The sequence below is a fragment of the Massilia sp. YIM B02763 genome (assembly GCF_030412015.1).
In the GTDB taxonomy this organism is placed as follows: domain Bacteria; phylum Pseudomonadota; class Gammaproteobacteria; order Burkholderiales; family Burkholderiaceae_D; genus Telluria.
The window spans coordinates 66,301-81,310 of the sequence record NZ_JASNRD010000016.1 but is presented as its reverse complement, the minus strand read 5'-3'; the positions used below and the strand labels follow the sequence as shown (position 1 = coordinate 81,310).

Here is a 15,010-nt window from a genome sequence, read left to right as displayed (position 1 = left end):
GTTATGCGTGGGTCCCTGCCAGAATGCTCATTACCGCCATGCGGACTGCGATGCCGAAGGTCACCTGCGGCAGGATCACGGCCTGCTTGCCGTCCGCGACCTTGGAGTCGATCTCGACGCCGCGGTTGATCGGCCCCGGGTGCATCACGATGGCATCCGGCTTGGCCAGCGCCAGGCGTTCCGGCGTCAGGCCGTAGCTCTTGAAGTACTCGCCGGCAGAGGGCAGCAGCGCGCCCGTCATGCGCTCGTTCTGCAGGCGCAGCATGATGATCACGTCGACGTCCTTCAGGCCTTCTTCCATGTTCGTGAACACGCGCACGCCCATCTGCTCCAGGCCGCCCGGCAGCAGCGTGTGCGGGCCGATCGCCCGCACTTCCGGCACGCCCAGCGTGGTCAGCGCGTGGATGTCCGAGCGCGCCACGCGGCTGTGCAGGATGTCGCCCACGATGGCCACGCGCAGGTTGGTGAAGTCCTTCTTGTAGTGGCGGATCGTGTACATGTCGAGCAGGCCCTGGGTCGGGTGCGCGTGGCGGCCGTCGCCCGCGTTCACCACGTGCACGTGGTTCTGCTGCGTGTCGTTCAGGTGCTTGGCGATCAGGTAGGGCGCGCCCGACTGCGAGTGGCGCACGACGAACATGTCGGCGTGCATGGCCGACAGGTTGTCGATCGTGTCCAGCAGCGATTCGCCCTTGGTCGTCGAGGAGGCCGCGATGTTCAGGTTGATCACGTCGGCCGACAGTCGCTTGGAGGCGATCTCGAAGGTGGTGCGGGTGCGCGTCGAGTTCTCGAAGAACAGGTTGAACACGCTCTTGCCGCGCATGAGCGGCACCTTCTTGACTTCGCGGTCGGAGATGCCGACGAAGCTCGACGCCGTGTCCAGGATGTGGTTGATGATGGACTTGGGCAGCCCCTCGATGGTGATGAGGTGCTGCAGCTCGCCGTTTTTGTTCAGTTGCGGGTTATGCATTGTCGTCTTCGATCGTGAGCGAGAGTTGGCCGCCGGCGCGGCCCAGGGACAGCGACTGGCCGGGCGCCAGCGCGGCGCGGGCGCCGACGAAATCGGCGGCCACCGGCAGTTCGCGTCCGCCGCGGTCGGCCAGGGCCGCCAGCATGATGCGCTGGGGACGGCCGAAGTCGAACAGCACGTTGATCGCCGCGCGCACCGTGCGTCCGGTGTACAGCACGTCGTCGACCAGCAGGATGGTCGCGCCGTCGACGTTGAATTCGATGCGGGTCGGCTTCACGTCCGGGTGCAGGCCCTTCTTCGCATAGTCGTCGCGGTAGAACGAGACGTCGATGAAGCCCAGGCGTTGCGGCAGGCCGAGGTCGGCGGCGAGCCGCTCGGCCAGCCAGGCGCCGCCCGAGTGGATGCCCACGATGGCGGCATCGTTCACGCCGGACAGGCCGGCGCGCACCTGCTCGAGCAGGTCGCGGTACAGCGCCTCGGCGTCGAAGGCGTCGTTATCAGGAGTTGGCATGGTCGTCAAAATATTGTTGCAAAATGATGGCGGCGGCCTTGGCGTCGATGATCTCGCCGCGCTTGGCCGGGATGACGGCGGAGGAATAGCGCTCGTCGACCAGCTCGACGGGCAGGTTGAAGCGGCCGTGCAGCTGGTTGGCGAAACGGCGCGCGCGCAGCGTCATGTCGTGCTCGGCGCCGTCCGGATGGCGCGGCTCGCCGACGACGAGGCGCGCGGGACGCCATTGTTCGATCAGTTCGCCGATGGCGGAAAAGCGCGTCGCATTGTCGACGGCCTTGATGACGGACAGGGGCTGCGCCTGTCCCGTCAGGGTGTTTCCCATGGCGATGCCGATACGCTTGATGCCGAAGTCGAAGCCTAGAACGATGTCGACCATTACCTGCCTGGTCTCCGCAGGAATCCACGCATCTCACGCATGACCGGCCTCGCTCGCGAGCATCAAGGGATCGATGCCCAGCAGCTTGATGGCGGCGTTGTAGCGTTCCTCGATCGGCAGGTCGAACAGCACGTGGGCGTCGGCGCCCACCGTCAGCCAGCCGTTGCGGGCGATCTCTTCCTCGAGCTGGCCCGGGCTCCAGCCGGCATAGCCGATCGACACCAGCATGCGCTGGGGACCGGTGCCGCTGGCGACGGCCTCCAGCACGTCGATCGACGTGGTGAAGGCGACGTCGTCGGTGACGCTCAGCGACGAGGAATAGCGTCCGCCCGGCGAATGCAGCACGAAGCCGCGGTCGTCCTGGACGGGGCCGCCGAACATGATCGGCTCGTTCACGACGCTGGCGCGCAGGCCTTCGGCCACCTTCAGGTCGATGCGGTCGAACAGCACGTCCATGGTCATGTCGGTGGGCTTGTTGATGACGACGCCGAGCACGCCCTTGTCGTTGTGTTCGCAGATATAGACCACGGTGCCGCCGAAGATCGGATCGTTCATCGATGGCATGGCGATCAGGAAATGGTTGGCCAGGTTCAGCTGCGGCTGAACGGCGCCGATCTGGCCCAGGGGCGACACGTCTTCCTGCGGCATCCCGGGCATGGGTAGAGGCTTGCCGACCTTACTTTTTTTCATGCTCATACTCTCTGTTGGCTCACTCTCTTCATTACCGCGGTATCAACTTGAAAAGCTTGGGCTTTTCGCTAGTTTACACCCATTTGCTCACGCGGCCATGGAAGCGGCGTTGTTGACCGATCGCAAAACGTGGATCGGCGGCAAATCAGAGGAATGGTAGACAGTAAAATGCGTCCTGCTTTTGACTCCGCACACAGAAGATGACATTGAGAAACTCTTTAGTCTGGTTCCGGCGCGACCTGCGGACGGACGACCATGCGGCGCTGCACCATGCCCTGCTTTCCTCGCACAGGGTATTTGGCGTCTTCGTCTTCGATACCGACATCCTGGCCGGCCTGCCACCGGACGACCGGCGCGTGCAGTTCATCCACGCCAGCCTGGCGGAACTCGACGCGCGGCTGCGTTCAATGGGAGGTTACCTCATCGTGCGCCATGGGCGCGCCGCGGACGACATCCCCCGCCTCGCCGCCGAGCTCGACGCCGAATCCGTGTTCGCCAACCACGACTACGAACCGCAGGCGATCCGGCGCGACCGCGCCGTGCTGGACGCGCTGCGCCGCGCCGGCCGCAGCCTGCAGACCTTCAAGGACCAGGTCGTGTTCGAGCGCGACGAGGTATTGACGAAGACCGGCGGCCCGTTCTCCGTGTTCACGCCCTACAAGAACGCCTGGCTCAAGCGCCTGGCGGCCGAGCCGCACGCGGTCGATGCCTGGGAGACGGCGGCGCATGCCGGCGCGCTGGCCCCGGCCCCGGCCGGCCACGCGCTGCCCACGCTGGAAGATCTCGGCTTCTGCGCGCCGGCCACCCCGCTGCCCGCGGCGGGCATGGCGGGCGCCGAGCAGCTGCTCGACGCCTTCCTGGAGCGCATGGCGCGCTACGACCACGAGCGCGACTACCCGGCGCTGGACGCCACCTCGCGCCTGTCGCTGCACCTGCGCTTCGGCACGCTGAGCGTGCGCCGCCTGGTGCGCCTGGTGCGCGCGCGCATCGATGCCGGCCAGGGTGGTCCCGGGGCCCCCGTCTGGCTGTCCGAACTGATCTGGCGCGAGTTCTACATGATGATCCTGGCGCGCCATCCGCGCGTGGTGACGGACAACTTCAAGCCCGCGTTCGACGCGCTGGCCTGGGACGAAGGGGAAAACGCCGACGCCCTGTTCGCGGCCTGGTGCGAAGGCCGCACCGGCTACCCGCTGGTGGACGCCGCCATGCTGCAGCTGAACCGCACGGGCTTCATGCACAACCGCCTGCGCATGGTGACGGCGAGCTTCCTCACCAAGGACCTGGGGATCGACTGGCGCCGCGGCGAAGCGTATTTCGCGCGCAAGCTGGACGACTACGAGCTGTCGTCGAACAATGGGGGCTGGCAATGGGCGGCGTCCACCGGCTGCGATGCGCAGCCGTGGTTCCGCATCTTCAATCCGGTGACGCAATCGAAGCGCTTCGATCCGGACGGGACCTTCATCCGGGAATGGCTGCCGGCACTGGAGAAGCTGGACAAGGCGGCGATCCATGCGCCGTGGCTGGCCAAGGGGGCGGCGCTGGACAAGGCGGGGGTCGTGCTGGGGCGGGATTATCCCTTGCCGGTGGTGGACCATGAACAGGCGCGGGCGAGGACGCTGGCGCGGTTCAAGAGGTTGAAGGCAGACTAGCCCGTCGTCCCTGCGCAGGCAGGGACCCAATTTTGCATGCGTTGCGACAACGCGAGCAGAAATTGGGTCCCCGCCTTCGCGGGGACGACGGTATTCACAATAGCGGTTCCTTACCCAACAACCGCGCAATCTCCGCCAGCAACGCATCCTCCTGGAACGGCTTGCCGAAATACGCATCCACGCCCAGGTCGCGCGCATAGTTGCGGTGCTTGTCCGCCGTGCGCGACGTGACCATGACGATGGGCAGCGAGCGCGTGGCGTCGTTGCCGCGCACGTTGCGCGCCAGGTCGAAGCCGTCCATGCGCGGCATCTCGATATCGACCAGCATCAGGTCCGGCCGCGTCTCCTGCATCTGTTCCAGCGCGTCGACGCCGTCCTTGGCCAGCAGCACGCGGTAGCCTTCGCGCTCGAGCAGGCGCTGCGAGACCTTGCGCACGGTGAGCGAATCGTCGACGACCATGATCGTGGCCACGCGCGCCGGCACGGCCGGCTGCGCGGCGGCGAGCGCGTCGCCGTCGGGCAGGCGCACGCCCGGCCCCGACAGCAGCACCGGATCGAGGATCAGCACGATCTCGCCCGAGCCGAGCACGGTGGCGCCGGCGATGCCGGGCATGCGCGCCAGCTGCGGGCCGATGTTCTTGACGACGACCTCGCGGTTGCCTTGCACCTCGTCGACCTGCAGCGCGATGCGCAGGGCGCCGTTCCTGAGCACCAGCACCGGGTAGGAGCGCTGGGCGCCCAACCGGGCGCCGCTGCCGCCCGGCTCGCGCAGCAGCGCCGGCAGGTAGTGCAGCGGCAGCGGCTCGCCCTGCACCGTCAGCGTGCCCTGCGCGCGCGCCGCATCCAGGTCGGCCTCGCGCACCTGCAGCACCTGCTCGACCAGGGTCGCCGGCAGCGCGTGGGTGCGGGCCCCGGCCGCCACCAGCACCACCTGGGTGACGGCCAGCGTCAGCGGCAGGTGGATGGTGAAGGCGGCGCCCTGGCCCGCCGTGGTCTCGACGTCCACGCGGCCACCCAGCGCGCGCGCTTCGGAGCGCACGACATCCATGCCCACGCCGCGGCCGGCCAGCTCCGTCAGGGTGTCGGCCGTCGACAGGCCCGGCTCGAACACCAGCTCGGCCGCATCCTGGTCGGCGATCTCCTCGTCCGCCGACGCCAGGCCCGATGCGCGCGCCCGTGCGCGGATGCGTTCCAGGTCCAGGCCCGCGCCGTCGTCGGCGAAGCGCAGCGCGACCTCGTTGCCCTGCTGGCTGACCTGCACCAGCAACTCTCCCGTCTCCGGCTTGCCGGCGGCGGCGCGCGCCGCGCGGTCCTCGATGCCGTGCACGATGGCGTTGCGCAGCAGGTGCTCGAACGGCGCGGCCATGCGTTCCAGCACGCTGCGGTCGATTTCCACGGCGCCGCCGCGGATGTCGAGGTTGACGCGCTTGTCGGTTTCCTTGGCCGTCTGGCGCGCCACGCGGAACAGGCGCTCCGACAGGCTGGCGAACGGCACCATGCGCACCCGCATCAGGTCGCGCTGCAGGTCGCGCGTCAGGCGCGCCTGCGCGGCCAGGTCGGCGCCGGCGGCATCCACGGCGCGTGTCATGCCGTCCTGGAACGAGGCCACGTCGTCGACGCTCTCGGCCAGCATGCGCGTCAGTTCCTGCAATCGCGTGAAGCGGTCGAACTCGAGGGGATCGAATTCGCGCTCGCCGGCGATCGACAGGCGCGAGGCGATCTGCGACTCGGCCTGCATCTCGATCTCGCGCAGCTGGCGGCGCAGCCGCGCCACGTTGTCCGAGAAATCGGACAGCGCGCCCTTGAGCGAGCCGACCTGGGTCTCCAGCTTGGAGCGCGTGATCGACACTTCGCCGGCCTGGTTGACGAGGCGGTCGAGGATGTCGGCGCGCACCCGCACCAGGGGCGCCGGCGCGGCCTGCGGACGCTCGGCCGCAGCCGCAGGAGCGGCGGGAGCGGCGGGAACGCCATCCGGCGCGGCGCCGGCTGCGCCATCCGGCAAGGCCGCGCCGGCAACGGCGGCGGGCTGCTGCAGCTGCTCGAACAGCAGCTGTGCCTGGTCGTAGTTGGCCAGCAGTTCGTCGAAGGCCGCCGGATTCGTGGTCCCGGCGTGCAGCATGTTCTCGACCTGGGTTTCCAGCGCGTGCACGTGCTGGCCCAGGCGCATCGCGCCGGCCATGCGCGCGCTGCCCTTGACCGTGTGCAGGGCGCGCAGCAGGCCGTGGGCGACGCCGGCGTCGTGCGGGTCCTGCTGCCACTGGCGCAGGTCCTGGCCGATCCGCGGCAGCAGGTCGGCCGCTTCCTCGATGAACACGGGCAGCAGGTCCGGATCGAGCTCGTCGACGAACACGGGTTCCGTGGCCAGCGCGGGCGCTTCCTCCTCGGCTTCCGCTTCTTCTTCCGCTTCTTCTTCCGCTTCTTCTTCGACCTCCTGCGCCGGCACACCGAGCGGCGGCGCGGGTTCGTCGACCGCCGCAGCCGGCTCAGGCTCGGGCTCGGGCTCAGGCTCGGGCGCAGGCTCCGGTGCGGGCGCCGGCGCGAACAGCGCATCGACGTCGATCTCGTCTTCCGCCGGCCCCGCCGTGTCGGCCTCGTGGGCCGGTTGCGGTTCCGGCTGCGCCTGTTCCAGCGCCGGTGCCGGCGTGGCGAACGGGTCGTCGAAATAGGTGTCGAACAGGTCGTCGACCTCGGCCACGGCCGGGTCGGGCGGGCGCGCCTCCACCGCGCGCGGCGCGAGTTCGGTGGCGGCCGGCAGCGGCAGCGCGCCGGTCAGCGGCGGCTCGGCCAGGATGCTCGCGTAGGTGGCGGCGAACAGCGCGTCGAGGCGCGCGGCGAGTTCCGGTTCCGCGCCGCCCATGACGGCGTCGGCGCGCCGGCTTCCCAGCTCGTCGCGCAGCGCTTCCAGGCGCGCCAGCAGCTCCGGCTGGGCCGGCGCCGGCTCGCCCAGCGCGAACACCTGGCGCATGATGCGGATGCGCTCGAGCGCCTCGTCCAGCAGGTCGAACTGGACGGCGTCCAGCGGCGGCAAGGCCACCTGCAGCACGTCTTCCAGCACATTGGCCAGCGCGCGCAGCGCGTGGAAGCCGACCGTGGCCGAGGTACCGCCCAGCGTATGGGCCGCCTTGAGGGCGGCGGGCGAGACGGCGCGCTCCGGCTCCTGGCGCCAGGCGGCGACGTCCTCGCCCAGCACGCGTACCAGCTCCGCGCTTTCCCCGAGGTAGATCTCGTACAGCGGCAGCGGGATCTCGAGGTCGCCGATGCGCTTGACGGCGGTTTCCTGCGCTTCGGGCTCGGGCTCGGGTTCGGGTTGTGGCTCGGGTTCGGGTTGTGGCTCGGCCTCCGGCTGCGCCGCAGTATCCGTATCCGGCGCGAATGTCCCGCCTTCCTGCACGCGCGCGGCGGCGGCGGCCAGAGACTCGCCGTCGCGCGCCGTGCCGCCCTGCGCCGCCAGCTCCTCGACCCAGGCCGACAGCTCGGCATGGGCCGCGTCCAGCAGCGCCAGCAGGTCCGGCGTGGCGGCGCGCTCCTCGGCCAGCCACATATTCATCGTCTTCTCGACGGCGGCGGCGGCGAGCGCGAACTGCTCCAGGCCCACCATGCGGCCGCTGCCCTTGAGCGTGTGGAAGGAACGGCGCAGGCGCGCCAGCCCGTCCTGGTCGGCCGGGGCCGCGCGCGCGGCCGGCAGCGCCGCACCCACCGACTCCAGCACCTCGCGCGCCTCGCCGATGAAGATCTCCAGCAGCTCCGCCTCGACGGCGCCGTCATCCTGCGGCACGAGGGGCGCCTGCTCGGGCTCGCGCTCGCGCTCCATCTGCGGCTGCGGCTGGGCCGCGGCGGCCGGCTCCTCCGGCGGCAGCGCCACCGGCACGGCATCCTGCAGCGCCTCGAACGGCAGCTCGCGGAACAGGCGCTCCTCGCGGTCGAAGCGGAAGCGGCGGCGCGCGTTGTCGACATTCTGGGCCAACGCGTCGACGAAGAAGCCGAGCGCGCCGATATTGCGCGCCAGGTTGTCCAGCGTGGCGGCGCGCGACTCCGCGCCGGCGTCGCCGGCGGCCAGGCCGCGCAGCGCCGCGCGCACGTGATCGACGGTGCTCGTGGCCTCGTGCTGGTCCAGGATGGCCAGCGCGCCCTGCAGCTGGTGCAGCAGCGGATCGGCGCGGTCCAGGGCCTCGGTATGCTCCGGGTGCTGGTGGTAGTCCTCGACCAGCTTCTCGACCTGGCGCAGCGCCGTGCGGATCTCGCCCGCCAGCACGGCCACCGTCTGGCCCTGCTGCAGCTCGCGCGCCAGTTCGCCCTGCCACTCGGGCGCCTCGGGCGGCGTCTCGCCCTGCGCCAGCGCCAGCAGGCGCTGGCCGACCGCCTCGGCGTGCTGGCCGAAGTCGTCCGGCAGCTGGCGCACCTGGTCCAGGCCATGCTCGACGAACAGCATGGCCTGCGCCATCTCCATGCCGAACCGGTCGCTGGCGCTGCCCGCCACCGACTTGCCGGCCGCCTCCCCCAGCTCGCGCAGCAGCTGCGCCAGCGCCGGCGCGCCCAGTTTCTCGCTGGCCCCGGCCAGCTTGGCCAGCGCGGCGTCGAAATCGCTTTCCGGGAGATCGCCGCCCTCGCTGGCGATGCGATCCCAGCCTTCCTTGGTTTCCTGCAGCGCTTCCTTGGCATCCTTCAGCGCGCCCGGGTCGATGCGCCCGTAGCGGCGTTCCAGGTAATCCGGCGGCACCTGGCCGTCCAGGCGCCAGGCGGCGCGCAGCGCGCGCGCGGCGGGCGTGGGTTCCGGCGCCTGCGCCACCAGGAACAGGGCGTCGCGCAGGAGCGTCTCGGACAAGCCTTCCTGGCCCTGCGCCAGGCGGCGCAGCTGCAAATTGACCTGGCCGAACAGCTGCTTCAGGTGCAGGTCGTTCTCCAGCTGACCCTGCGCCGCGAGGTCGGCCACCGCCTGCAGCGCCAGCCAGAAGGCGTGCAGCTGCGGATCGCGCTGCGCCGCCGCGACGGGAGCCAGCGCATCGCGCATCGCTTCGGCGTGGGTGCGGCGCGCTGCATCGTCGGCGGCGCGCATGAACGGCAGCAGCGCCTTCTCGAAGCGCGCGCGGCAGGCGGCATAGTCCGGCACCTCATCGCTTTCGCGGGGCGCGGGCGGCAGCAGTTCCGGCGCCAATTCGAGGTCCAGCAGCGCGCCCGGATGCGCGCGCTCGGCGCCGAGCAGCTCCTGCAGGCTGCGGTAATAGGGGAACAGCCGCAGCGGCTGGGGTTGGGACCGGGTGCCGTCCAACAGTTCTTCCAGGTAGTCGACCAGCGCCCGGTAGGCCTCGTCCACGACCGCGATGGCGTCGTCGCCCAGCGCCAGCGTGCCGTCCTTGAAGCGGTCGATCGCGTGTTCCGCGCCCTGCGTCAGCGGGCCCACGCCCTTGACGTCCACCATCTGCAGGGCGCCGTGGGCCTGGTGCAGGTGCGACTTGGCGTGCAGCAGCAGGGTCGGGCGCGCGTCCGGGGTGCGCGCGGCAGCGTCGCGCAGGGCATCGGCCGAACGCGCGAGGGCATCGCGGATTTCCCCGATCACCCAGGACAGGGGACCGGCGTCGAAGTGCGGCGCAACCGCCGGCGAAAACTGGGTCATTGAATGCCTTAAAGAGTCCTCAAGCAGCAGACACGCGGAAGCGCGACACCGAGTCCTTCAGCTCCTGCGCCAGCGCGGCGAGCTGGCGGATCGACTGGGCGGTGTGCTGCGTGCCGCCCTGGGTCTGCTCGGTGATCGCCAGGATGTGCTGCATATTATGCGCCACGCCGTTGGCCGCCGTCGCCTGCTGGCCGGCCGCCGTCGCCATGCCCTGGATCAGTTCGGCCAGGCGGTTCGACACGCCCGAGATGTCGGCCAGCGCGGCGCCGGCCGCGTCGGACAGGCGCGCGCCCTCGACCACGCCCTGGGTCGATTTTTCCATGGCCGCCACGGCATCGTGGGTATCGGTCTGGATGGTGCGCACCAGGGCGCCGATCTGCTTGGCCGCCTCGGCCGAGCGTTCCGCCAGGCGCTGCACCTCTTCCGCCACCACCGAGAAGCCGCGTCCGGCCTCGCCGGCCGATGCCGCCTGGATCGCCGCGTTCAGCGCCAGCACGTTGGTCTGCTCCGTGATGTCCGAGATCAGCTCGGTGATCTCGCCGATCTCCTGCGAGGATTCGCCCAGGCGCTTGATGCGCTTGGAGGTTTCCTGGATCTGCTCGCGGATCTCGCCCATGCCCTTGATGGCGTTCTGCACGGCGGTGGCGCCCTGCTCGGCCGCCGCCACCGACTGGCGCGCCACCTCGGCCGATTCCTTCGCCGAGCTCGACACCTCGGTGATCTCGCCGGCCATGCGCAGCACGGTGGCCGAGACGTCCTGGATCTCGCGCGACTGCTGGCCGGCCGCGACCAGCAGTTCGCTGGAGACGTCCTGGGCCTGGCTGGACGCGCCGCCCACCTGCTCGGCCGTGTCGATCACGCGCACCACCAGGCCGCGCAATTCCTCGACCGTGTAGTTGACCGAGTCGGCGATGGCGCCGGTGATGTCCTCGGACACGGTGGCGGCCACGGTCAGGTCGCCGTCCGCCACTTCCTGCAGTTCGTTCATCAGGCGCAGGATCGCGGCCTGGTTCTGGTCGTTGGTGGCCTTGGCCTCCTCTTCCTTGGCCTGGGCCAGCAGGCGCATCGCTTCCGCTTCCTGGCGGCGCGCATCGGCGCCGCGGGTGCGGTTGCGCGAATCCTGCAGCATCACGCGCGAGATGCAGCCGGCCGTGGCCAGCGTGAACACGGAGGACGCGACCAGCAGCCAGAACCAGGGGCTGGCGCCCTCGCCGGCGCGCAGCGCGGACTGCAGGCTGCCCAGCTGGGCGCGCAGGTCTTCGTTGTCGTGGAAGATCGCCTGCTCGGCGGCCTTGGCGGCCGTCAGGTCGGACAGGTGGCCGAGGAAGCCGGCGATCAGTCCCTGGCACACGTCGAACTTCGCCTGCACCTCGCCCAGCTTGATGCGCAGGTCGGGCTCGCGCACGGCGGACAGGCCCAGCTGGGTGCTGCCGGCCAGCAGGCCGTCGACGGTGGCGCGGAAAGTGGTGGTGTCGCGGCCCATCTGGAACGCGGTTTCGGGGGTGATGCCGCCCGAGGTGAGGAATTCGTTGGCGCTGCGCGACAGGCGCTGGGTCAGCATCATCATGCGGCCGAGGGCGGCCAGTTCGCGCGGGCTGCCGCCGCGCGCGCTGCGCTCGGTCAGGATGCTCTCGGTCAGCGCCAGCATCTCCGGCGCGAGGATGTCGAGCTGCTTGAGGTTCTTGTCGAAGCCGACCAGCTCGCGCTTCATCTTGAGGATGCTGAACGCGCCGGCGTCGGACGCCGCCCATTTCTTGCGCACGGCGGCCAGCTGGGCCGCCAGGTCGCCCGTCGCGGCCGGGATGTCCCGGCCGTTGTAGATGCCGCCCCGCGCCAGCAGGTCGAGGTCGCGGCCCAGTTCGCGGCGGCTGTCCTCGAGCTGGGCGAAGGCGGCCGGCACGCCCTGCATGGCGTTCGGCGCCGCCTTGCCGACGCGCTGGGAATGCATCAGCGCCTCGCTGGCGATCTGGGTCTGGCTGGCGGCGACGGCGCCGCTGCCGGCATTCTTCCACATTGCCAGGATGGTGAGCAGGATGCCGGCCGCGCAGGCCAGCATCAGGATGCGCAGCTGGCGCGGCAGCGACAGGTGGCCGATCAGGGGCAGGCGCAGGTCGTCGTCCGCCGGCACGGCGTCGGCCGCCATGGCGGACGCGGACGCGTGCGCCGCATCGCCGCGGCGGCGCCGGCGCAGCAGGCTGCCCAGGCGCAGCGCGGCGGCGCTGGCCGATCCCGCCGGCGCGCCCGCGGCGGCCGGAGCGGGGCCGGAAGCGGCAGCGGCAGCGGCGCCTCCGAGGTTGAACTGGGTGTCCGGGGACGCCAGCACGGTCGCGCCATCGGCGTCGTCGGCGCGCTCGCCCTTGTCCTTGGCGAGAAAATTCAGCGGCAGTTTGGATGCGAATCCCATTCCAGCTCCAGTACAGACTTGGTTGTGATTGTCCGGCTCACGCGCCGGAGTGCGGCTTGCCGCTCGGGTCGTCTTGCAGGCCCTCATGCAGGCCCTCATGCAGGCCAATCTGCAGGAAGCGTTCCTCGCGCACCAGGCCGGCCAGGGACAGCGGGATCCACTCCCGGCCGTCCGCATCGCGCAGGCCGCTGCCCTCGGGCGTCATGGCGGCAGGCGTCATGTCGGCAGCCTGGCGCAGGCCGACCACGCGGTCCACCAGCAGCGCGCACGGAAAGCCCAGGCCTGCGGCGAAGGTCACCAGGCGCGGATTGCCGATGGGCGGCGCGCCTTTCTGCTCCAGGTAGCGCGCCAGGTCGATCACGCCGACCAGGTTGCCGCGCACGTTGGCCAGTCCCAGGTACCACTCCTGCGTCAGCGGCACCGGGGCGACCGCGGGCAGCGGCACGATTTCTCCCGCCTCGAGCAGGTCGAGCAGGTAGCGCTTGCCGCCGATCTCGATGCCCAGCTGGTGCGCGTGCGCGCCGCTGCTGGTGCGCGCGGCGAGCATGCGTTCGAGCAGCTGCTCCTGGTACTGGCGCAGGCGCGTGCGGCGCGCGGCGTTGGCAGCGGCGGCGCTGCCGCCCGTGCCCGCGAGGTCGTCGGTGCCCGCCATCTCAGGCGCCGAGCGCGGCGATGCGCGCCAGCAGCTGGCCTTCGTCGACCGGCTTGACGAAATAATCCTTGGCGCCCTGGCGCATGCCCCAGATGCGGTCGGTTTCCTGGTTCTTGCTGCTGCAGATGATCACCGGCACGGCCGCCAGCTCGGGATCGCGCGCGATCGCGCGCGTGACCTGGAAGCCGTTCGCGCCGGGCATCACGACGTCCATCAGGATCAGCTGGGGGCGCTCGGCGCGGATCTTGGCCAGCGCATCCTCGCCGTTGTCGGCGGTGGCCACGGAAAAGCCGTTGCGCACCAGGATGTCGGTCAGGTAGTAGCGTTCGGTCGGGGAGTCGTCGACGATCAGGATTTTTTGTATGGTCATGGCGGGCTGCGCATGTGCATCGGGCGTGCCGATAGGTGTACTTACGGGCGTGTGGGTTCGTCGGCCGGGGCGGTGTGCTCGCGCACCACGGCCAGCAGGCTGTCCTTGGAAAACGGTTTGGTCAGATAGGCGCTGGAACCGACCATCGCGCCGCGCGCGCGGTCGAACAGGCCGTCCTTGGACGACAGCATCACGACCGGGGTCGCATGGAATTTCGCGCTCTTCTTGATCAGCGCGCAGGTCTGGTAGCCGTCCAGGCGCGGCATCAGGATGTCGCAAAACACCAGCGCCGGATGGTGGTCGTTGATCTTGGCCAGGGCGTCGAAGCCGTCGTCGGCGAGCACCACCTGGTAGCCGGCCTGGTGCAGGAAGATCTCGGCCGATCGACGGATGGTATTGCTGTCGTCGATCACCATGATCGTCAGGCCTGTCGCTTGCATCGTCATATTCGTTTCACTTCAGCATGAAAACGCACGATAGCATAGGCAACCGTCGCTGTGCGCGATGCGTTGCTATGGAGCAACCAGCCAGGCCGGAAAGGGTTGACGGGGTGTCAACACCCTTATTGGACAGGCAAGAATCAGATGGCGGTCATCTCGAAATCGTCCTTGCGCGCGCCGCACTCGGGGCACGTCCAGTTCATCGGCACGTCGGCCCAGCGGGTGCCGGGAGCGATGCCGTCGTCGGGCGCGCCGGCGGCCTCGTCGTAGACCCATCCGCAGATCAGGCACATCCAGGTCTGGTAAGGCTGCGTATCATTACTCACGTTGTCGTTCCTTATGGTTTGATGGAACCTCGAAGGGCCGTAGCGAGCGGCGGCAATGGTGGCCGAGAAGCGCAGCTGTACGAGGAGTACAGCGAGCATCGCAGGCCGCCAGTGCAACGCGCAGTAGGCCATTCGTGGTTCACTCTAGTAGAATGCGATTGAAAGTCAGGATCTTAATCTACGCGCTGTGCAAAACCAACCGTCTCCACTCATTCTCACGTTCGGCCCCGCCGATCCGGTCGGCGCCCTGGGTGTCCATGCGGACCTGAACGTCTTCGCCATGCACGGTTGCCATGGCCTGTCCGTGGTCACCGGCCTGCTGGTGGCGGATTCCGCGCGCGTCGACGACTTCCAGCCGGTCGACCACAGCCTGGTCGTGCACCAGGCCCGCATGCTGCTCGAGGACATGCCGATCGCCGCCATCAAGGTCGGCACGATGGCGACGCTGGAGCAGGTGGCGGCGGTCGCCGAAATCGTGTCCGACTATGCCGACGTGCCCCTCGTACTGGATCCGTTCACCAGCAGCCTGCCCGACTGGGGCGTGCGCGACGACGACCTGCTGACGCTCCTGCACCAGCTGCTGGTGCCGCAAGCCAGCGTGCTGATGCTGTCGCAGCCGGAACTGGCGCGCTTCGCCGACTGCTGGCGCGACCCCGCCAGCGAAGCCCCGCTGCAGGACGACGTCGACGAACTGACGGCGCTCGGCTGCGGCCACGTGCTCGTCACCGGCATCGGCGGCGGCGACGGCGTGCGCGCCAACCACCTGTACGACCGCGACGGCCTGGCCGCCGGCCTGTCCTGGAGCCAGCATTTGTCGGGCCCGTTCGTCGGCGCCGGCAATACGCTGTCGGCCGCGCTGGCCGCCGGCATGGCGCGCGGCGCGACGGCCGCCGACGCCCTCGCCGCGGCCCAGGACTACACCAACGGCGCCCTGCAGCATGCCTGCCGCTTCGGCATGGGCCGCCTGATTCCCAATAAACTTTATCGCGCCCCCGGCGGCGCCTGCTGATA

At 69.8% G+C, this 15,010-nt stretch carries 12 protein-coding genes; 2 read left to right on the top strand and 10 right to left on the bottom strand.

What is annotated here, in order from left to right; all coding sequences use genetic code 11:
* Position 1: 1 nt before the first annotated feature.
* Genes QPK32_RS19045 through QPK32_RS19030 form a run of 4 tightly spaced genes read right to left on the bottom strand, consistent with a single transcriptional unit; the run spans position 2 to position 2,547 of the window.
* Entirely contained in the window at positions 2-967 is a 966-nt protein-coding gene (locus QPK32_RS19045) for an aspartate carbamoyltransferase catalytic subunit (RefSeq protein WP_290414371.1), read from the bottom strand.
* Positions 960-1,478, bottom strand: a complete 519-nt coding sequence (pyrR, locus tag QPK32_RS19040) for a bifunctional pyr operon transcriptional regulator/uracil phosphoribosyltransferase PyrR (RefSeq protein WP_290414370.1) — start codon at positions 1,476-1,478, stop codon at positions 960-962. The genes QPK32_RS19045 and pyrR overlap by 8 nt, the downstream gene beginning before the upstream one ends.
* Positions 1,465-1,857 (bottom strand): Holliday junction resolvase RuvX, encoded by a 393-nt coding sequence (gene ruvX / locus QPK32_RS19035; protein ID WP_290414369.1) that lies wholly within the window; start codon positions 1,855-1,857, stop codon positions 1,465-1,467. The genes pyrR and ruvX overlap by 14 nt, the downstream gene beginning before the upstream one ends.
* A gap of 33 nt (positions 1,858-1,890) precedes the next feature.
* Positions 1,891-2,547, bottom strand: a complete 657-nt coding sequence (locus tag QPK32_RS19030; protein ID WP_374046768.1) for a YqgE/AlgH family protein — start codon at positions 2,545-2,547, stop codon at positions 1,891-1,893.
* A 200-nt stretch (positions 2,548-2,747) separates the two neighbouring features.
* On the opposite strand from QPK32_RS19030, the gene QPK32_RS19025 reads away from it, so the two are divergent.
* Positions 2,748-4,196 (top strand): deoxyribodipyrimidine photo-lyase, encoded by a 1,449-nt coding sequence (locus QPK32_RS19025; RefSeq protein WP_290414368.1) that lies wholly within the window; start codon positions 2,748-2,750, stop codon positions 4,194-4,196.
* A 94-nt stretch (positions 4,197-4,290) separates the two neighbouring features.
* Here QPK32_RS19025 and QPK32_RS19020 read toward each other — a convergent pair whose 3' ends face one another.
* From QPK32_RS19020 to QPK32_RS18995, 6 genes are all read right to left on the bottom strand, one after another.
* Entirely contained in the window at positions 4,291-9,807 is a 5,517-nt protein-coding gene (locus QPK32_RS19020; RefSeq protein ID WP_290414367.1) for an Hpt domain-containing protein, read from the bottom strand.
* A 19-nt stretch (positions 9,808-9,826) separates the two neighbouring features.
* Positions 9,827-12,211, bottom strand: a complete 2,385-nt coding sequence (locus QPK32_RS19015) for a methyl-accepting chemotaxis protein (RefSeq protein ID WP_290414366.1) — start codon at positions 12,209-12,211, stop codon at positions 9,827-9,829.
* Between the two features lie 37 nt (positions 12,212-12,248).
* Entirely contained in the window at positions 12,249-12,863 is a 615-nt protein-coding gene (locus tag QPK32_RS19010) for a chemotaxis protein CheW (protein ID WP_290414365.1), read from the bottom strand.
* A 1-nt stretch (position 12,864) separates the two neighbouring features.
* Positions 12,865-13,233, bottom strand: a complete 369-nt coding sequence (locus QPK32_RS19005) for a response regulator transcription factor (RefSeq protein WP_290414364.1) — start codon at positions 13,231-13,233, stop codon at positions 12,865-12,867.
* Positions 13,234-13,274: 41 nt separating this feature from the next.
* Positions 13,275-13,673: a PleD family two-component system response regulator gene (locus tag QPK32_RS19000; protein WP_290414363.1), complete on the bottom strand. Its 399-nt coding sequence runs from the start codon at positions 13,671-13,673 to the stop codon at positions 13,275-13,277.
* Between the two features lie 140 nt (positions 13,674-13,813).
* Complete coding sequence (locus QPK32_RS18995; protein ID WP_029755924.1) at positions 13,814-13,966, bottom strand: rubredoxin; 153 nt, start codon at positions 13,964-13,966, stop codon at positions 13,814-13,816.
* Positions 13,967-14,186: 220 nt separating this feature from the next.
* On the opposite strand from QPK32_RS18995, the gene QPK32_RS18990 reads away from it, so the two are divergent.
* Positions 14,187-15,008, top strand: coding sequence for a bifunctional hydroxymethylpyrimidine kinase/phosphomethylpyrimidine kinase (locus QPK32_RS18990; RefSeq protein WP_290414362.1), 822 nt, complete (start codon positions 14,187-14,189; stop codon positions 15,006-15,008).
* Positions 15,009-15,010: the final 2 nt, after the last annotated feature.